Source organism: Curtobacterium herbarum (genome assembly GCF_016907335.1).
GTDB classification, from domain to species: domain Bacteria; phylum Actinomycetota; class Actinomycetes; order Actinomycetales; family Microbacteriaceae; genus Curtobacterium; species Curtobacterium herbarum.
Window position 1 is genome coordinate 1,640,708 of sequence record NZ_JAFBBT010000001.1, and the last position, 19,270, is coordinate 1,659,977.

Genomic DNA, 19,270 nt, shown 5'->3' on the forward strand with positions numbered 1-19,270 from the left:
GGGGCGCGTCCCCGACGCAGCCCGCGTCGGTAGCGTGGTCCCGTCCCGACCGACCGAACACGCGAGGAGCGTCGCATGGGTGATCCGAGCCTCCAGTCCGACAGCACGCGCTCGCGTGCCGACGTGCAGCGGTGGCGCCGCTACCTGGCCGACGAGCGCGCCGAGGCGGCCGTCTACCGGAACCTGTCCGCGCGTCGGACCGGTGAGGAGCGCGAGATCCTCGCCGGTCTCGCCGAGGCCGAGGGTCGCCACGAACAGCACTGGCGGGACCTGCTCGGCGACGACGTCGGCCGGCCGCTCGCGGGCAGTCTGCGGACGCGTGTCCTCGCGGCCCTGGCGAAGCGGTTCGGGTCGGTGTTCGTACTCGCGCTGATGCAGCGGGCCGAGGACCGTTCGCCGTACGCGGACGACGCCGACGCGACCGCGACGATGGCGGCCGACGAACGGATCCACGGTGAGGTGGTGCGGGGGCTCGCGAACCGGGGTCGGATGCGGCTGTCCGGGACCTTCCGGGCCGCGGTCTTCGGGGCGAACGACGGCCTCGTGTCGAACCTGGCGCTCATCATCGGCATCAGCGCCTCCGGAGCGGACCGGCACTTCGTGCTGCTCAGCGGCGTCGCGGGTCTGCTCGCCGGTGCGCTGTCGATGGGCGCGGGGGAGTACGTGTCGGTCCGGTCGCAGCGTGAACTGCTCGAGGCCTCGACGCCGCACCCCGAGGCGCAGCACGCGGTCGCGGACCTCGACGTCGACGCGAACGAGCTCGCCCTGGTCTACCGGGCGCGGGGGATGACCGAGGACGAGGCCGCCGCGCACGCGGACGAGGTCATCGCCGTCTTGCTCACGGCACCGACCACCGCCGGCGTGCCCGTCGTCCGGTCGCGGTCGGCGCTGCCCCGAGCGGGCGCCGGCGAGGACACGGACGACCACGAGGCGATCGGCACCGGCACGAGCGCGGCGCTCTCCAGCTTCTGCTTCTTCGCCTCGGGTGCGGTCATCCCGGTCCTGCCCTACCTGTTCGGGCTCGAGGGCTGGCCGGCGATCGGCGTGGCGGCCACCCTGGTCGGTCTCGCCCTGCTCGGCACCGGTGCGGTGGTCGGTGTCCTGAGCGGCGCCTCACCGCTCCGGCGTGCACTGCGGCAGCTCGGCATCGGCTTCGGAGCCGCCGTCGTGACCTACCTGCTCGGTCTGCTCTTCGGGACGAGCACGGGCTGACCCCGATCCACGCCGGCCGGCGGGGTCAGCGGCGTGCGGCCGCGCGCGCCGGCAGCAGGAGCAGGGCCGCGCTGCCGACCCCGACGAGCGCGATGCCCGCCAGGACCGTGAACACCTCGAGGGCCGTCGTCGGCGCGAGGAGCACGGCGGCACCGCAGAGCAGCGAGAGCACGCCGCTGACGACGGTCGGCCCGCGCGAGGACCCGGGGTGCCCGACCAGGGCGCCGACGAGCGCGGCGACGCCCTCGACCAGGAAGGCGAGGCCGCCGAGGAGCGCGTACACGACGAGCGGCACGGCGGGGTCGAGCAGCGTCACCAGTCCGGCGAGCCCCACGAGGGTGCCGACCACGCCCGAGGTCCAGCGCCACGCGGCCGGTGTGCCGTGCCCGCGCGCCGCTGCGAACACCCGCATCGCTCCCGCGACGACCAGGTAGACGCCGAACAGCAGCGCGACGAGCACGAGGGTCGGACGCGGCCAGACGACGGCGACGACGCCGGCGGCCACCGCGACGACGGCGGTGACCACGACGAACGCGCGGAACGTGCGGACGGCACGAGAGTCCACGGGGCTCCTCCTGACAGGTCAGCCGGACCTCCGACCGTACCGTGACCGGGCGTCGCGCGTCGTGGTCCGAGCGCACCCGGCCGCGTCGGGGCCCGACTCCGCCCTCGCCGGACGCTGCGCCTCGGGTTGCTCCTGCTGCGCCTCGGGGTCCTCCTGCTACGCTGGCACGGCTCGCGAGTGTGGTGGAATGGTAGACACGGAGCACTCAAAATGCTCTGCCTCTGGCGTGCGGGTTCGAGTCCCGCCACTCGTACTGGTCCCGGTGCCCATCGTTGCGGTGATCATCGTTGCGGTGCTCATCGTCACGGTGCTGATCGTCACGGCCGGGTTGCCGCGGTCGGATCGAGCGTCTAGTAGGCTCTCCGTCGTGAGTGACACAGAAGCAACCGCAGCAGCACCCCGTCGCGTCGTCGTCGCCGAGGACGAGTCGCTCATCCGCCTCGACATCGTCGAGATCCTGCGCGACAACGGGTTCGACGTGGTCGGTGAAGCCGGCGACGGTGAGACCGCGGTGCAGCTCGCGACCGACCTGCGTCCCGACCTCGTCATCATGGACGTCAAGATGCCGCAGCTCGACGGCATCTCCGCAGCCGAGAAGCTGTCGAAGAACCACATCGCGCCGGTCGTCCTCCTCACGGCGTTCAGCCAGAAGGAGCTCGTCGAGCGCGCGACCGAAGCCGGTGCGCTGGCCTACGTCGTGAAGCCCTTCACCCCGAACGACCTGCTCCCCGCGATCGAGATCGCCCTCTCGCGGTACCAGCAGATCATCACGCTCGAGGCAGAGGTCGCGGACCTCGTCGAGCGCTTCGAGACGCGCAAGCTCGTCGACCGGGCCAAGGGCCTGCTCAACGAGAAGATGGGCCTCACCGAGCCCGAGGCGTTCCGCTGGATCCAGAAGGCGTCGATGGACCGCCGCCTGACCATGCACGACGTCGCCAAGGCGATCATCGAGCAGCTCAGCGCCAAGAAGTAGTCGCCGCACGGCGACCCGCCGTCCGGCGCGCCCCGGCCACGTGGCAGGGTGAGGGCATGGACGACGTGGTGATCCGGGCCTCCCGACCGGCGGACCTGCCGACGGTGGCCGACCTGCGCTGGCGCTGGAGTGTCGACGAGGGCGGGGCCGCGCCAACCGTGTCCGCCGCCGACTTCCGGCACGCGATGACGGCGTTCGCCGCCGCCCACCCGGAGAGCCACCGCTGTGTGGTGGCCGAGCGCGACGGCGTCGTGCTCGGCATGGGGTGGCTGGCGTTGACCGCGCGACCGCCGACCCCCGACCGGCCCGGTCGCCGGGTGACGGGCGACGTGCAGACGGTCTACGTGCACCCGGACCTCCGCGGACGGGGTGTCGCGGGGCGGATCGTGACGGCACTGCTGGAGCTCGCGGACGAGGCCGGGGTCGAGCGGACCTCGGTGCACTCGAGCGTCGACGGCGAGACGCTCTACCGACGGCTCGGCTTCGGCGACACCCCGCTGCTGCTGCAGCGACCACCCGAGGCCTGATCCCGGGGGACCTACCCCCGCACGTCGGACGGAGGACGTCCGTCAGCGTGCGTCGCGGATGATGTTGGTGATGCGCACGGTCGAGCAGCGCCGACCCTCGTCGTCGGTCAGGACGATCTCGTGCGTGGTGAGCGTGCCGCCGAGGTGGATGGCGGTGCACGTGCCGGTGACGCGGCCGCTCGTGGCGCTCCGCGTGTGCGAGGCACTGAGCTCGATGCCGACCGCGTAGCGCCCGGGGCCGGCGTGGATGTTCGCCGCCATCGACCCGAGGCTCTCGGCCAGGACGACGTACGCGCCGCCGTGCAGCAGGCCGGCGGGCTGTCGGTTGCCCTCGACCGGGATGGAGGCGACGGCACGGTCCGCCCCGAGCTCCGTGACGACCATGCCCATCTTGTCGGCGAGTTCGCCCATGCCGCGGGCGAGGTACTCGGCGACCGCCTCCGGTGGACCCTGGACGGTCTGTTCGTCGGTCACGTCGCGTCGGCCTTCCGCGTGCTCGTTCTGCCCGGGCCGAGGCCACACCCTGTCGGGGGCCGTCGGTAGGCTGTCCGGGTGTCGGACTCCGCAAAGCCTACCCTCATGGTCATCGACGGCCATTCGCTCGCCTTCCGGGCCTTCTACGCGCTGCCGGTCGACAGCTTCGTGAACCGCGAGGGGCAGCACACGAACGCCATCCACGGGTTCATCTCGATGCTGCTCATGCTCCTCCAGCGTGAGAAGCCGACGCACCTGGCGGTCGCGTTCGACATCTCCCGGTTCTCGTTCCGCACGCGGGAGTACGCCGAGTACAAGGGCACCCGCTCCGAGACCCCGGCCGAGTTCAAGGGCCAGATCCCGCTGCTGCAGCAGGCGCTCGAGGCGATGGGCATCACCACCGTCACGAAGGAGGACTACGAGGCCGACGACATCCTCGCGACCCTCTCGAAGCAGGGTGCCGACCAGGGCTTCCAGGTCTACGTCGTGTCGGGCGACCGCGACTCGATCCAGCTCGTCAACGACGACGTCACGCTGCTGTACCCGTCGGTCCGGGGCGTCTCCGAACTCACCCGCTACGACCGCGACAAGGTGTACGAGCGGTACGGCATCGAACCGCACCAGTACCCGGACATCGCGGCGCTGGTGGGGGAGACCAGCGACAACCTGATCGGCATCGACAAGGTCGGTGAGAAGACCGCGGTGAAGTGGGTCACCCAGTACGGCTCGCTCGACGGGGTGCTCGAGCACGCCGACGAGATCAAGGGCGTCGTCGGCAACAACCTCCGCGAGCAGCGCGACCGGGCGATCCGGAACCGCCGCCTGAACCGGCTCGTCACCGACGTCGAGCTGCCGGTCGGCCCCGCGGACGTCGCCCTCCGCCCGCTCGACGAAGCCGCGGTGCGGGAACTCTTCGCCACGCTGCAGTTCCGCACCCTGCTCGACCGGGTGTTCAAGGTCGTCGGCAGCGGCGAACCGACCGACCCGTCGACGACGGACGGCAGCGTCTCGGACGCCGGTCCGACCCCGCCGCCGGTGAAGACCCTGATCGACGAAGAGCTCGGCTACTGGCTCGACCGCAAGGCCGCCGCCGACGCCGAGAACGGCTTCGGGGTCGCGGTGGAGGTCATCGACGGCCGCCTCAGCGCCATCGGCATCGCGACCCACGACGACGCCGTGCTGGTGCCGGGCGGCAGCGGTGCGCAGGACTACGAGCAGCTCGCCGCCTGGTTCGCCTCGGACGCACCCAAGCACTTCCACGACGCCAAGGCCGCGATCAAGGCGCTCGGCACGGCGGGCTTCACCGTCGCGGGGATCGCCGGCGACGCCCGCATCACCGGCTGGCTCGCGAACCCCGGCAAGCAGGGGCAGCCCCTGGCCGACCTCGTCTACCAGGAACTCAGCGAGGAACTGCCGACGGCGGACCCGAACCAGCTCGTCCCCGAGACCGACCCGGTGAACGTCGGCGTGCACGCCTGGTACGTCCTCCGCGTGGTCACCGCGCTCCGGGCACGTGTCGACCCGACCTCGCTCACGGTCCTCGACACCATCGAGCTGCCGCTGACGTCGGTGCTCGCCCGGATGGAGACCACGGGCGTCGGCATCGACCGGCCGGTCCTGACCGGGCTGTCCCACGAACTCGGGGAGCGCGCCGCGGACCTCGCCCAGCAGGCCTTCGCCGAGATCGGGCACGAGGTCAACCTCGGATCGCCGAAGCAGCTGCAGGAAGTGCTCTTCACCGAGCTCGCGATGCCGAAGACCCGCAAGACGAAGACCGGCTTCTCCACCGACGCCGCCAGCCTCACCGACCTGCAGGAGCAGCACCCGCACCCGTTCCTCGGCCTGCTGCTGCAGCACCGCGACGCCACGAAGCTGCGCCAGATCGTCGACACCCTCGACGCCGCCGTGGTCGACGGCCGGATCCACACCCGGTACGAGCAGACCGGCACGAGCACCGGCCGCGTGTCCTCGACCGACCCGAACCTGCAGAACATCCCGGTGAAGACCGCGGTGGGTCGCCGCATCCGGTCGGCCTTCGCGGTGGCCGAGCCGTACACGACGCTCCTCACCGCCGATTACTCGCAGATCGAGATGCGGATCATGGCGCACCTGTCGGGTGACGCCGGGCTGATCCAGGCGTTCAACGAGGGCGAGGACCTGCACCGCTTCGTCGGCGCCCGCGTCTTCGGCGTCGAGCCGTCCGACGTCAGCCCCGAGATGCGCACCAAGGTCAAGGCGATGTCCTACGGCCTGGCGTACGGGCTCAGCGCGTTCGGCCTGTCGAAGCAGCTCCGCATCGAGCAGAGCGAAGCCCGCACCCTGATGACCGAGTACTTCGCCCGCTTCGGTGCGGTGCGTGACTACCTCCGGAACGTCGTCGAGCAGGCCCGCGAAGACGGCTACACCGAGACGATCTTCGGTCGCCGCCGCCCGTTCCCGGACCTGAAGAGCCCGAACCGGGTGCTCCGCGAGAACGCCGAGCGTGCCGCGCTGAACGCCCCGATCCAGGGGTCGGCCGCCGACATCATGAAGATCGCGATGCTCGGGGTCGACTCGGACCTCCGCGACCGCGGCCTCGGATCACGGCTGCTGCTGCAGGTGCACGACGAACTGATCCTCGAGATCGCACCGGGGGAGCAGGACCAGGTCGAGGACATCCTCCGGACCCGCATGGGCGGCGCAGCCGAGCTGACCGTCCCGCTCGACGTCTCGGTCGGCGTCGGCGCGAACTGGGAGGCGGCGGCGCACTGAGCGCGGTCGCACCCGCGTGGGCGGCGGGACGGACGGGAGGCGCGCCTCCCGTCCGTCCCGCCGCCCACGTCGTGCTGGTGGGAGGGTCGCGCCGGTGGGGAGGGTCGTGCTGGTGAGGAGGGTCGTGCTGGTGGGGAGGGTCGGGCCGGTGGGTAGGGTCGGGGACATGAGCGATGACCGTCCCGTCCGTCAGCCGTCCGCCGTCGACCAGGTCGCCGAGCAGTGGGTCACCACGCTCGTGGACCTCGACCCGACCGTCGCCACCTACATCGGCGTCCCGGGGCGGACCGACGGGTACGGCGACACCTCGCCGGCGGGAGCCGCAGCCCTGGCCGACGCCGCTCGCGCCGCACGCCGCGCGCTCGACGCCGCTGATGCGCAGGACGACGTCGACCGGGTGACGAAGACGGACCTGGGTGCCGAGCTCGACCTGACCGTCGAGTCGTACGAGCGGCAGCTGCACCTCCGCGACCTGAACGTCATCCAGAGCCCGGCGCAGTCCCTCCGTGACGTGTTCGACCTGATGCCGACCGCCACCGCGGAGGACTGGCAGGACGTCGCCGGTCGTCTGCAGGCGCTGCCGGACGCGCTGGAGGGCTACCGCGAGACGCTGCTCGAGGGCACGCGCGAGGGGGTCACCGCGGCGAAGCGCCAGGTCGAGCTCATCGCCGAGCAGGCCGCCCGGAACGGCGCGCCGGACGGCTTCTTCCGCCACCTCGCCGACGGTGCCGCACTCGAGGGTGGTGCTCCGGTCCCCGAGCAGCTGCGGGCCGAACTGACGCGCGGGGCGGAGCTCGCCGCAGCCGCCTACCGGTCCTTCGGCGCCTTCCTGGAGCACGACGTGCTGCCGCTCTCGACCCCGGTGGACGCCGTCGGCCGTGACGACTACGCGCTGCACTCCCGTCGGTTCCTCGGCGCCGTCGTCGACCTGGACGAGACGTACGAGTGGGGCCTCGAGGAGCTCGCCCGGATGCGCGACGAGCAGGAGCGCATCGCCGACCGCATCGAGTCCGGCGCGGGTGTCGCCCGGGCGATCGAGGTGCTGGACGCGGACCCCGCACGGGTGCTGCACGGCACCGACGCGCTCCGTGCGTGGATGCAGGAGACCAGCGACGAGTCGATCCGGGCGATGGACGGTCGCTACTTCGACATCGCGGACCCGATCAAGCGCCTGGAGTGCCGGATCGCCCCGACGCAGGAGGGCGGGATCTACTACACGGGTCCGTCCGACGACTTCTCGCGGGCCGGCCGCATGTGGTGGTCGGTCCCGCAGGGCGTCACCGAGTTCGGCACCTGGCGCGAGAAGACGACCGTCTACCACGAGGGCGTCCCGGGCCACCACCTGCAGATCAGCCAGGCCGTCTACAACCGCGGCGAGCTGAACACCTGGCGCCGTCAGCTGGCCGGGCCGTCCGGGCACGTCGAGGGCTGGGCGCTGTACGCCGAGCGGTTGATGGAGCAGCTCGGGTTCCTGGACGACGACGGTGACCGTCTGGGCATGCTCGACGGACAGCGGATGCGGGCCGCCCGCGTGGTGCTCGACATCGGCGTGCACCTGCAGAAGACCAACCCCGACGGCGGCGGCTGGACGTGGGAGTACGCCCTCGACTTCATGGGGCAGAACGTCAACATGGACCCCGCGTTCGTGCAGTTCGAGGTCGCTCGCTACTTCGGGTGGCCGGGACAGGCGCCGTCGTACAAGGTCGGGCAGCGCGTCTGGGAGTCGATCCGCGACGACGTGGCGGCACGCGAGGGGTCGGCGTTCGACCTCAAGGCCTTCCACCACCGGGCCCTCGCGCTCGGCGGTGTCGGCCTCGGCACGCTGCGGAGTGCGCTCGTCGGCTGAGCCCACGTGCCCGGTTGTGGGCATCCCTCCAGCTGGATAGACTTGTGCGGCGCAATCCGCGCCAACAACACTCATCGCCATGGTGGCTCGCACCGGTCGCTCGACCGGCTCGCGGACCGGGGGTCGCTCCCTCGCCGCCACGGCCCGACTCATGTCCGTTCGGAGCAATCTCTACATGACAACCACCACGACCAAGGCTCCCAAGCAGGTCGCCATCAACGACATCGGCTCGGCTGATGACTTCCTGGCCGAGGTCGAGAAGACCCTGAAGTTCTTCAACGACGGAGACCTCATCTCCGGCACCGTCGTGAAGATCGACCGCGACGAGGTCCTCCTCGACGTCGGGTACAAGACCGAGGGTGTCATCCCCTCGCGCGAGCTCTCGATCAAGCACGACGTCGACCCCAACGAGGTCGTCAACGTCGGTGACGAGGTCGAGGCCCTGGTCCTCCAGAAGGAGGACAAGGAAGGCCGCCTGATCCTGTCGAAGAAGCGTGCACAGTACGAGCGTGCATGGGGCGACGTCGAGAAGATCAAGGAGTCCGACGGCGTCGTGACCGGTACGGTCATCGAGGTCGTCAAGGGTGGCCTGATCGTCGACATCGGCCTCCGCGGCTTCCTCCCGGCATCGCTCATCGAGCTGCGCCGCGTCCGCGACCTGACCCCGTACCTCGGTCAGGAGCTCGAGGCGAAGATCCTCGAACTCGACAAGAACCGCAACAACGTGGTCCTCTCGCGCCGCGCCCTGCTCGAGCAGACGCAGTCCGAGTCGCGCACCACCTTCCTGAACAACCTCCACAAGGGCCAGGTCCGCAAGGGCGTCGTCTCGTCGATCGTCAACTTCGGTGCGTTCGTCGACCTCGGCGGCGTCGACGGTCTCGTCCACGTCTCCGAGCTCAGCTGGAAGCACATCGAGCACGCCAGCGAGGTCGTGGAGGTCGGTCAGGAAGTCACCGTCGAGATCCTCGAGGTGGACCTGGACCGCGAGCGCGTGTCGCTCTCGCTCAAGGCCACCCAGGAAGACCCGTGGCAGGTCTTCGCCCGCACCCACGCGATCGGTCAGATCGCGCCGGGCAAGGTCACGAAGCTCGTGCCGTTCGGTGCCTTCGTCCGCGTCGCGGACGGCATCGAGGGTCTGGTGCACATCTCGGAGCTCTCGAACAAGCACGTCGAGCTCGCCGAGCAGGTCGTGTCCGTGGGCGACGAGGTCTTCGTCAAGATCATCGACATCGACCTCGACCGTCGCCGCATCTCGCTCAGCCTCAAGCAGGCCAACGAGGGCGTCGACCCGGAGAGCACCGAGTTCGACCCGGCGCTCTACGGCATGCCGACCGAGTACGACGACAAGGGTGACTACAAGTACCCCGACGGCTTCGACCCGGAGACCAACGAGTGGCTCGAGGGCTACGACACCCAGCGCACCGAGTGGGAGGGCCAGTACGCGGCCGCCCAGGCGCGTTGGGAGGCCCACAAGGCCCAGGTCGCCAAGTCCCTCACCGAGGAGGCGCAGGGTGGCTTCGACCTCCCGGCCGCCGCTTCGACGTTCACGAGCGAGGCGACCGGAGCCGGCACCCTCGCCGACGACGCGTCCCTCGCCGCGCTGCGCGAGAAGCTCAGCAACAGCTGAACGGATGTGACCGGGTGAGCTGATCACCCGTCGCATCGACCGGAAGCCCGGTCCTGATCGTCCCCCGGGACGACCAGGACCGGGCTTCTTCCTCGTCGTGGCGGCTGCGGGCATTCGTGGAGCAGTCCGTGACACCCTGTCGGTGTGCGCATCATCGGACTCACGGGCGGCATCGCCGCGGGCAAGTCGACGGTCTCGGAGCGGTTCTCGGACCACGGCGCGGTCGTCGTCGACGCGGATCGACTGGCGCGGGACGCCGTCGCGCCGGGCAGCCCGGGGTTGCAGGCGGTGCGCGAGCGCTTCGGCGACGCGGTGATCGCCCCGGACGGCAGTCTCGACCGCCCGGCGCTCGGTGCCGTCGTCTTCGCCGACCCGGAGGCGCGCAAGGCATTGGAAGGCATCACCCACCCGGAGGTCTGGCGCCTCGCACAGCAGCGCTTCGACGCAGCCGAGGCGGCCGACCCGGACGCCGTGGTCGTCTACGACGTCCCGCTCCTCGCCGAGGCCCGGGGCTCGCGTCCGCTGCGCTTCGACGCCGTCGTGGTCGTCGACGCCCCCGCCGCCGTCCGGATCGACCGGCTCGTCGAGCACCGGGGGATGCGCCGCGAGGACGCCGAGCGTCGGGTGGCCGCGCAGGCGTCCGACGCCGAGCGACTGGCCCTGGCGGACCACGTGGTGGACGCGACCGGCACGCTCGAGCAGACGCTCCGCTCGGCCGACGAGGTCTGGGCGCGACTCGTCCGATGAGGACGCACCACCGACTGCTCGTCGTCGCGGTCCTCGTCATGGTCGCGATGGGCCTCGCCGCGCTGGTCGGGGCGAACGTCCTGGGCGGCCAGCGCGTCGCGGAGGGCGGCCGGCCCGCGCAGCCGCACCGGACGCTCGAGCCCGGCGACGCACCGCACGGCGACTTCCACCGCTTCCGACTCGGCGCGATCGACGGGGAGCGACTGGCCCCGAACCGGGACGACTTCGCTGCCCGGACCTCGCCGAGCGGTCCGCTGCTGCTCTTCCTGCCGGCGACCCGGGCGAAGCCGGCCGACTACCAGCGGTTCCTCACCACGGCGCTCGACGACGGCTACCACGTGCTGGGCCTCGACTACTGGAACCTCGGCAAGACCCTGTCCGGCACGTGCGAGGCGGACGCCCGCTGCTACGGCCAGGTGCAGCGGAACCGGTTCGACGGCACCCGGGGTTCCGCGGTGAGCGACGTCAGTCCGGCCGGGTCGATCGTGTCCCGCTTCCGGGACGCGGTCGCGCACCTGGACGACGTCGACCCCGACGGCGGGTGGGGGCGGTTCGTGCACGCCGACGAGGACATCCGGTGGCAGGACATCGTCGTCGCCGGGCACTCGCAGGGCGGGGGTGAAGCCGCGTACATCGCGCACATCCGGCCGGTGCTCGGGGCGCTGATGTTCTCGTCACCCGTGGAGTCCGTCGGCCCGGTGCACGCGGCCTGGATGGACCACCCCGGGCAGACCCCGGTGAGCCGGATGTACGCGCTGGACGACGTCCGCGACGAGTTCGGGCCGCGGATCACCGGCTCGTGGTCGGCGATGGGCCTCGACGGCGACCGCTCCACCGAAGGGTCAGGCGGCACCGCGGGGCCGTGGCGGACCGACACCGCGCCCCCGCCACCGGGAGCCGATCCGCACGCGATCCTCACCGAGCTGCCGGTGGGCGAGCCGCACCGGGCGCACTCGCGGATCATCAAGGACTCGACCCCGCTCGACGAGCACGGCGACCCGCGGATGCTCCGGATCTGGCAGTGGATGCTGCACCGGTTCCCGACCCCTGCCGTTCCCTCCGGACGGTCGTAGCCGGCGGAAATACGATGGGGCGGTGCAGCACGACGGCGAACGCCCCACCCCCGACCGGACGCCGGTCACCAGCGACGGCGTCACCCTGGCCGCGCTCATCCGGCAGCGGGCCGAGCAGACCCCGGACCACGTCTACCTCGAGGACGCACGCTCCGACCGGACCCTGACCTACCGTGGTCTCGACACCGCGGTGACCGCGTGGTCGCGGACGTTCGACGCGATCGGTGTCCCGGCCTCCGGCGGCGTCCTGGTCGACGTCGGTGACCCGATCGCCTTCGCCGTCGTGCACCTCGCCGCGATCGCCACCGGCCGTCGGTCCGTGCCGGTCGACACCGGGCAGCCGGCCTCCGAGCCCGCCCGACTGGCGGCCCTCCTCGGCGTTGCGGCGATGGTCGTGTCGGACCGGAACGGGGACGCGCCCGCCGGAGCCGCGGCCGCCGGAGCCGCGGCCGCCGGAGCCGCGGCCGCCGGCATCGACCCGGCCACGGGCCTCCCGGTCGGGGTCCACGACGGCGACGTCCCGGGCACACCCACCGGCGCGCCCACCGACGGCCCCACCGGCACACCCACCGACGCACCCACCGGCGCACCCACCGACGGCCCCGGCGAGGGCTCCGTCGTGCTCTTCACCTCCGGGTCCACCGGGACACCGAAGGGCGTCGAGCTGCCGGAGTCACAGCTCCGGTTCGTGGCGCACGCGATCGCCCGGCACAACGGGCTGACCGCCGACGACCGGGGCTTCAACTCGCTGCCGCTGTTCCACGTCAACGCCGAGGTGGTGGGTCTGCTCGCCACCCTCGTCGCCGGGGCCACCCTGGTGCTCGACCGTCGGTTCCGCCGCACCGGGTTCTGGGAGCTGCTCGCCGACCGCCGCGTGACGTGGTTGAACGCCGTGCCCGCGGTCCTGGCGGTCCTCGCCAAGACCGGGCCGCTGCAGCCGCCCGCGACCCTGCGGTTCGTGCGGAGCGCCTCCGCACCGCTGCCCGACCCGGTGCGCGCCGCCCTCGGGGACCTGCCGCTCGTGGTGAGCTGGGGGATGACCGAGGGCGCCAGCCAGATCACCGCCACACCGCTCGACGCACCGTCCCGACCCGGCACCGTCGGGCTGCCCGTCGGCTCCGAGGTCCAGGTCCGTGGCGAGGACGGCTCGCTCCTGCCCGCCGGTGCGATCGGCGCCCTGTGGGTGCGTGGGCCCGGCATCGTGCGCTCGTACCTGGGCGGTCGGGCGGCCGACCGCTTCGACGCGGACGGCTGGCTCGCGACCGGCGACCTCGGGTCCGTCGCGGACGACGGCTGGGTGTCGCTCGCCGGCCGGTCCGACGACGTCATCAACCGCGGCGGCGAGAAGGTCTACCCGTCCGAGGTGGAGGACGTCCTGCTCCGCGACCCGCGCGTGCTCGAAGCGGTCGTCGTCGGCCGTCCGGACGAGGTGCTCGGCGCCGTCCCGGTGGCGTACGTGATCCCGCAGCCCGACGTCGACACGGACGGGCTCGTCGCCGACCTGACCGCCCTGGCCGAGTCCGCCCTGACCCGGTTCCGCCGTCCGGCCGAGATCTCCGTCGTGCCCGACCTGCCGCGTGCACCGACGGGCAAGGTGCAGCGCGCCCGGGTCCGAGCGATGGCCGAGTCCCGGTGAGCGCCGCGACGACCACGCCCGGCGTGCAGACCCCGACCCGGACGGCCTCCGGCAAGCCGCGGCACCTGTACGAGGTCGACGTCCTCCGCATCCTCACGTTCGCGTGCGTGATCGGCGTGCACACCACGAGCCACACCATCGCCAGCGACGACGTCCCGCTGAACGCCCTGCTCGGCCTGCTGCACTTCACACGCCTGGTGTTCTTCTCGCTCACCGCGTTCGTGCTCGTCTACAGCTGGTCGCTGCGCCCGCGTCCGCTGGCGCAGTTCTGGCCGCGCCGCTTCCTGCTCGTCGGCGTGCCGTACCTGGCGTGGTCGTCCGTGTACGTCGGGGCGTCCTGGCTGGTCAGCCCGTCGACCCGCGGCGACGTGCCGGCCCTGGTCACGACGTCCGCCGAGGGGATCGTCACCGGGACGTCCTGGTACCACCTGTACTTCCTGCTCGTGACGATGCAGGTCTACCTGCTGCTGCCGGTGATCGTCTGGCTGGTCCGGGTCACCCGCCGCCACCACGTGACGCTGCTCGTCGTCGCGTTCCTCCTGCAGCTCGCCGTGTTCGCCGCGTACAAGTACTGGCCGCACTCGATCGACTGGCTGCACGGGTACCAAAAGCAGTTCTTCTTCTCGTACGTGTTCTTCATCGTCTCCGGGGCGGTGGCGGCGGACCACGCCGACCCGTTCCTCCGGTTCATCCGCGAGCACCGCCGCGCCGTCCTCTGGGCCTTCGCGGGCACCGGCGCGTTGACGCTCGGCGTGTGGTGGCTGCAGGTGGGCCTCGGCCAGTCCCTCTACGCGGCCGGCACCCCCTTGCAGCCCGTCCAGGTGCTCTGGAGCACGGCGGTCTTCGTCGGGTTCCTGGCGATCGGCGCGGCCTGGGCGGACCGTCGGCGGCCCGGTTCGGTCCTGGCGCGCGTCGTCGACTACGGCTCGGACCGGTCGTTCGGCATCTTCCTCAGCCACCCCTTCATGATCTGGGTGCTGCTGTACGGCGACAGCTGGCTCGAGGGCGCGGTGCCGAAGCCGTGGCTGACGCCCGTCACGTACGTGCTCGTGCTGGTGCTGTCGGTCGCGGTGACCGAGGTGTTCCGGTGGACACCGCTCAGCGTGCCGCTCACGGGTCGGCCGTCACGCGCGCGGCGAGCGCGCACCTGACGACGTGCCGTGGGGCCCTGCCGACGTTCCGGACGGACCGTCGTGTGGCGGGCCTCCCGGCCTGGAGGCCCGCCACACGTCCGACGGGACCGTCACCGGTCGGCGGATGGCAGGGCGGGCCGTCGACGACCGTGGCTAGCGCGTGGCGTCGCGCTCGGCGGCGGGGACGCCCACCTCGAGCACACCGTCCGTCACGGTGATGCGCTGCGGCTTCATCACCCACGCGACGACCGCCGCGCCGGCGAGGAGTGCGCACGAGATCCCGAAGGGCAGCTGCCAGCCCGTCCGGTCGATGAGGAAGCCGAACACGATGGGAGAGACCACGCCGGCGACCCCGAAGCCGGTGTTCATGAAGCCGGAGGCGGTGCCGGACCACTGCGGTGCGACGTCCATCGGGATCGCCCACAGGTTGGCGTTGCAGAGCTCGAGGAAGAAGAACGACAGCGCGAGCGACACCGTCGCCACGGTCAGGCTCTGCCCGACCACGACGAGGGGGAGCAGGCAGACCAGCGAGCCGCCGAGACCGATCACCAGGACGAGACGTCGGGCGTGCCGGGCGTCACCGCCCCGGTGGATGATCCGGTCGCTGAGCAACCCGCCGACGGTGTCGCCGACGACCCCGGCCAGCAGGACCGCGGTCGTGAACCAGGCGAAGGCGCTGATCTCGAGGTCGTACTGGTCGCTGAGGAACGTCGGGATCCAGGTGAGGAACACCCAGAGCGTCCACCCGTAGCCGAAGTCGACGAACGACACCGGCAGGATCTGCTTCGCCAGGGCGCGCCAGGGCACCGGCGGTCGGGTGGCCCGGGTCGCGACCGGCGGCAGTTCGGCCAGCTCGACCTTCGTGATCCCGCGGGCGTCCTCGGGCCGGTCGCGGAACAGGACGAACCAGACGATTCCCCACGTGACCGAGAGCACGGCGGTCGCGAAGAACGCCAGCCGCCAGCCGCTGATCGCGATGCAGTACGCCACGAGCAGCGGCGCCAGCGCGTTGCCGAGTCGGGCGGCGGAGTGCACGATGCCCTGCGCGAAGCCGTTCCGGTCGCGGGGGATCCACCGGCTCATCGCCTGGGTGGCGGACGGGAACGCCGCGGCCTCGCTGAGGCCGAGCAGCAGCCGGGCCGCGAAGAGCGTCCAGAAGCCCGTGGACAGGCCGGTCCAGAGCGTCGCCACGCCCCAGACGACGGTGATGACGAACAGCGCACGGCGCGGGCCGAAGCGTTCGCTGATGGTCCCGCCGAACACCTGCAGCAGGGCGTAGGGCAGCGCGAACGCCGAGATGACGAACCCGGCGTCGGTGTCGCTGAGGCCGAACTCGTCGGTGATGTGCGGGAGCGCGGTCGAGATGTTCGTGCGGTCGATGTACGAGATCGCGTACATGCAGCAGAGGAGCAGGAGCACCCGCCCGCGGATGCGTCCGCGGAACGGTGTGCCCGTCGCTGGTGCTGCAGCGGCGGCCGTGGTCATGGGGCCTCTTCGGTCGGGTCGTCGAACAGCTCGGAGGCTACGACCGGTTCCGATCAGCGACCTCTGACTGCGCTATCCGGCGACAGTACGCCGAGGGCGAGCAGCGCACTCCGATGTCGGTCGCCGCGCCTACTGTTGGGTCCATGGGAGTTGCCGTAGAGCCCACGCGTGCCATCCGACCGTTCGAGGTCATCAGCGAGTACTCACCGAGCGGTGACCAGCCCGCGGCGATCGCCGAACTCGCCGGGCGCATCAACGCGGGTGAGACCGACGTCGTGCTGCTCGGTGCGACCGGTACCGGCAAGTCGGCGACGACCGCCTGGTTGATCGAGCAGGTGCAGCGGCCGACGCTCGTGCTCGCGCACAACAAGACCCTCGCAGCGCAGCTGGCGAACGAGTTCCGCGGGCTGATGCCGAACAACGCGATCGAGTACTTCGTCTCGTACTACGACTACTACCAGCCCGAGGCCTACGTGCCGCAGACGGACACGTTCATCGAGAAGGACTCCTCCGTCAACGCCGAGGTCGAGCGGCTCCGGCACTCCACGACCAACTCGCTCCTCAGCCGTCGGGACACCGTCGTGGTGTCGACCGTGTCCTGCATCTACGGCCTGGGCACGCCCGAGCAGTACATGAACGCCTCGGTCGCGCTGCACATCGGACAGAACATCTCCCGCGACCAGCTCGTGCGGAAGTTCGTCAGCATGCAGTACCAGCGCAACGACGTCGACTTCGCCCGCGGTACCTTCCGGGTCCGCGGCGACACGCTCGAGATCATCCCGATGTACGAAGAGCACGCGATCCGCATCGAGATGTTCGGCGACGAGATCGAAGCGCTCTCCTCGCTGCACCCGCTGACCGGCAACGTCATCGACGACCTGCCCGCGGTGTCGATCTTCCCGGCGTCCCACTACGTGGCCGACACCGACGTGATGCACCGTGCGATCAGCTCGATCAAGGACGAACTGGCCGAGCGGCTCGCCGAGCTCGAAGGCCAGGGCAAGCTGCTCGAGGCCCAGCGGCTCCGGATGCGCACCACCTTCGACATCGAGATGATGGAGCAGATCGGGTTCTGCTCCGGCATCGAGAACTACTCCCGCCACATGGAGGGCCGGGGCCCCGGCGAGGCCCCGCACTGCCTCATCGACTACTTCCCGGACGACTTCCTGGTCGTCATCGACGAGTCGCACGTCACCGTGCCGCAGATCGGTGCGATGTACGAAGGGGACGCCTCCCGCAAGCGCACCCTGGTGGAGCACGGCTTCCGGCTGCCCAGCGCGATGGACAACCGCCCGCTGAAGTGGGAGGAGTTCCTCGACCGTGTCGGCCAGAAGGTCTTCCTGTCGGCGACGCCCGGCAAGTACGAGCTCGGCATCACGGACAGCGTCGTCGAGCAGATCATCCGCCCGACGGGCCTCATCGACCCCGAGATCATCATCAAGCCGAGCGACGGCCAGATCGACGACCTGCTCGAGGAGATCAAGCAGCGCTCCGACAAGAACGAGCGCGTCCTCGTCACCACGCTGACCAAGCGCATGGCCGAGGAGCTCACCGACTTCCTCGGCAACGCCGGGGTCCGGGTGCGCTACCTGCACTCGGACGTCGACACCCTGAAGCGTGTCGAGCTCCTCACCGAGCTGCGCCAGGGCGTCTACGACGTGCTCATCGGCATCAACCTGCTGCGTGAGGGCCTCGACCTGCCGGAGGTCTCCCTCGTCGCGATCCTCGACGCCGACAAGGAAGGCTTCCTGCGGTCGTCGACCTCGCTCATCCAGACCATCGGTCGCGCGGCCCGCAACGTGTCCGGCCAGGTCCTGATGTACGCCGACAAGATGACCGACTCGATGAAGCAGGCCATCGAGGAGACCGACCGCCGGCGCGAGAAGCAGGTCGCCTACAACCTCGAGCACGGCATCGACCCGCAGCCGCTGCGCAAGAAGATCGCCGACATCACCGAGGTCCTGAACCGCGAGAGCGACGACACCCGTGAGCTCCTCGAGCGCCGCGGTGGTGGCGTACGTGACGGTCGCCGGGCACCGACGCCGTCCCTCCGTCGCGAGGGCATCGCCGGCGAGGGCGCGACGCAGCTCGAGGCCACGATCGCCGACCTCAACGACCAGATGCTGCAGGCCGCGGCGGAGCTGAAGTTCGAGCTGGCGGCACGACTGCGCGACGAGGTCCAGGACCTGAAGAAGGCCCTGCGGCAGATGGAGTCGGCCGGCCATGTCGTCTGACCACGTCGCCCCGGGCGGCCCGGATGCCCAGGGCGGGCCGGACGCCCGTCCCGGCCTGCGGACGGTCGTCGTCACCGGCGCCAGTGCCGGGCTCGGGTACCAGGCCGCGGAGCAGCTCGCCGTCGCCGGGCACCGGGTGGTCCTCGCGACCCGCAACCCGGAGAAGGCGGCGGCCGCCGAGCGCAGCATCCGTTCGGTCGTGCCGGACGCCTCGCTCGAGCACGTCCACCTGGACCTGGCGGACCTCGACTCCGTCCGTGCCGCGGCCGACTCCCTGTCCACGATGGGTCCGGTGCACGCGGTCCTCAACAACGCCGGTGTGGTCGGGTCGCGCGAGCTTCGATCGACGGCGCAGGGGTACGAACTGCAGATCGGCACGAACCACCTCGGACACTTCGCCTGGACCGGGTTGGTGCTGCCGATGCTGCAGGCCACCGGTGGCCGGGTCGTCCACCTCGGCTCGATCTCGCACCGTTGGGCGACGCTCGACCGCAACGACCCGCTCGGTGCGGGGTACTACAACGGCTACCGGCAGTACGCCCGGAGCAAGCTCGCGGTGATGCTGTTCGGGTTCGAGCTGGCCCAGCGCCTGGCGGACGCCGGGTCGGCCGTCTCGAGCGTCGTGGCGCACCCGGGGCTCGCCCTCGAGTCGCTGACGGGGACGCCCGCGACGGTCAGCCCGTCGCGGCCGGGTCCGTCACGGCCGCGCCCGTCCCGGTCCGAACCGTCGTGGATCGGCCCGGGCCAGCGGTTCGTCGCGCAGGGGAAGGACGCGGGTGCGGTCCCGCTCGTGCACGCCTCGGTCGGCGACGACGTGCGGTCCGGCGAGTACTGGGGTCCGGACGGCTGGTTCCAGCTCCGCGGCCGCGCGAGCGTCGTCCCCGCGGAGCCGCGGGCGCACGACCGGCACGAGGCGGCGCGGCTCTGGACGGCGAGCGAGACCGCTTCCGGCGTCACGTTCGCTCTGGACGCACTCGGCTGAGCCGA

General features: G+C 71.3%; 15 protein-coding genes and 1 tRNA gene. 13 read left to right on the plus strand and 3 right to left on the minus strand.

All coding sequences use genetic code 11. The features are described 5' to 3' along the window. The first annotated feature begins 75 nt into the window (after positions 1–75). Positions 76–1,212, plus strand: a complete 1,137-nt coding sequence (locus JOD51_RS07830) for a VIT1/CCC1 transporter family protein (protein ID WP_204607747.1) — start codon at positions 76–78, stop codon at positions 1,210–1,212. Between the two features lie 25 nt (positions 1,213–1,237). Here the strand turns inward: JOD51_RS07830 and JOD51_RS17345 are convergent, their stop codons facing one another. Beyond that, on the minus strand, positions 1,238–1,777 hold the full coding sequence (locus JOD51_RS17345) for an HdeD family acid-resistance protein (protein ID WP_204607748.1): 540 nt from the start codon (positions 1,775–1,777) through the stop codon (positions 1,238–1,240). Positions 1,778–1,950: 173 nt separating this feature from the next. Between JOD51_RS17345 and JOD51_RS07840 the strand changes: the two genes are divergently transcribed. The 3 genes from JOD51_RS07840 (at position 1,951) to JOD51_RS07850 (ending at position 3,277) form a co-directional block, all read left to right on the plus strand. Further along, positions 1,951–2,030: transfer RNA gene (locus JOD51_RS07840), tRNA-Leu, on the plus strand. A 114-nt stretch (positions 2,031–2,144) separates the two neighbouring features. Further along, positions 2,145–2,750 (plus strand): ANTAR domain-containing response regulator, encoded by a 606-nt coding sequence (locus tag JOD51_RS07845; RefSeq protein ID WP_110825040.1) that lies wholly within the window; start codon positions 2,145–2,147, stop codon positions 2,748–2,750. A 56-nt stretch (positions 2,751–2,806) separates the two neighbouring features. Next, positions 2,807–3,277, plus strand: a complete 471-nt coding sequence (locus tag JOD51_RS07850; protein WP_204607749.1) for a GNAT family N-acetyltransferase — start codon at positions 2,807–2,809, stop codon at positions 3,275–3,277. Positions 3,278–3,319: 42 nt separating this feature from the next. On the opposite strand, the gene JOD51_RS07855 is transcribed toward JOD51_RS07850, so the two are convergent. Then, a complete protein-coding gene (locus tag JOD51_RS07855; protein ID WP_204610995.1) occupies positions 3,320–3,688 on the minus strand; it encodes a PaaI family thioesterase in 369 nt (122 codons plus the stop codon). A 141-nt stretch (positions 3,689–3,829) separates the two neighbouring features. On the opposite strand from JOD51_RS07855, the gene polA reads away from it, so the two are divergent. The 7 genes from polA (at position 3,830) to JOD51_RS07890 (ending at position 14,582) form a co-directional block, all read left to right on the plus strand. Beyond that, on the plus strand, positions 3,830–6,502 hold the full coding sequence (polA, locus tag JOD51_RS07860) for a DNA polymerase I (RefSeq protein WP_204607750.1): 2,673 nt from the start codon (positions 3,830–3,832) through the stop codon (positions 6,500–6,502). Between the two features lie 166 nt (positions 6,503–6,668). Beyond that, a complete protein-coding gene (locus JOD51_RS07865) occupies positions 6,669–8,348 on the plus strand; it encodes a DUF885 domain-containing protein (protein ID WP_204607751.1) in 1,680 nt (559 codons plus the stop codon). Positions 8,349–8,523: 175 nt separating this feature from the next. Further along, positions 8,524–9,975, plus strand: coding sequence for a 30S ribosomal protein S1 (gene rpsA / locus JOD51_RS07870; RefSeq protein WP_204607752.1), 1,452 nt, complete (start codon positions 8,524–8,526; stop codon positions 9,973–9,975). Positions 9,976–10,119: 144 nt separating this feature from the next. After that, positions 10,120–10,722, plus strand: coding sequence for a dephospho-CoA kinase (gene coaE / locus JOD51_RS07875; RefSeq protein WP_204607753.1), 603 nt, complete (start codon positions 10,120–10,122; stop codon positions 10,720–10,722). Continuing rightward, a complete protein-coding gene (locus tag JOD51_RS07880) occupies positions 10,719–11,795 on the plus strand; it encodes a BPSS1187 family protein (protein ID WP_204607754.1) in 1,077 nt (358 codons plus the stop codon). Before coaE ends, JOD51_RS07880 begins: the two co-directional genes overlap by 4 nt. 22 nt (positions 11,796–11,817) lie before the next feature. Next, a complete protein-coding gene (locus JOD51_RS07885) occupies positions 11,818–13,431 on the plus strand; it encodes an AMP-binding protein (protein WP_204607755.1) in 1,614 nt (537 codons plus the stop codon). Further along, a complete protein-coding gene (locus JOD51_RS07890) occupies positions 13,428–14,582 on the plus strand; it encodes an acyltransferase (RefSeq protein WP_204607756.1) in 1,155 nt (384 codons plus the stop codon). Before JOD51_RS07885 ends, JOD51_RS07890 begins: the two co-directional genes overlap by 4 nt. A 135-nt stretch (positions 14,583–14,717) precedes the next feature. On the opposite strand, the gene JOD51_RS07895 is transcribed toward JOD51_RS07890, so the two are convergent. Continuing rightward, positions 14,718–16,049 (minus strand): MFS transporter, encoded by a 1,332-nt coding sequence (locus JOD51_RS07895; protein ID WP_204607757.1) that lies wholly within the window; start codon positions 16,047–16,049, stop codon positions 14,718–14,720. 143 nt (positions 16,050–16,192) lie between these two features. Here JOD51_RS07895 and uvrB point away from each other — a divergent pair, with 143 nt between their 5' ends. Next, positions 16,193–18,283: an excinuclease ABC subunit UvrB gene (uvrB, locus tag JOD51_RS07900; RefSeq protein WP_204607758.1), complete on the plus strand. Its 2,091-nt coding sequence runs from the start codon at positions 16,193–16,195 to the stop codon at positions 18,281–18,283. Beyond that, complete coding sequence (locus tag JOD51_RS07905; RefSeq protein ID WP_204607759.1) at positions 18,273–19,265, plus strand: SDR family NAD(P)-dependent oxidoreductase; 993 nt, start codon at positions 18,273–18,275, stop codon at positions 19,263–19,265. Before uvrB ends, JOD51_RS07905 begins: the two co-directional genes overlap by 11 nt. Positions 19,266–19,270 lie beyond the last annotated feature (5 nt).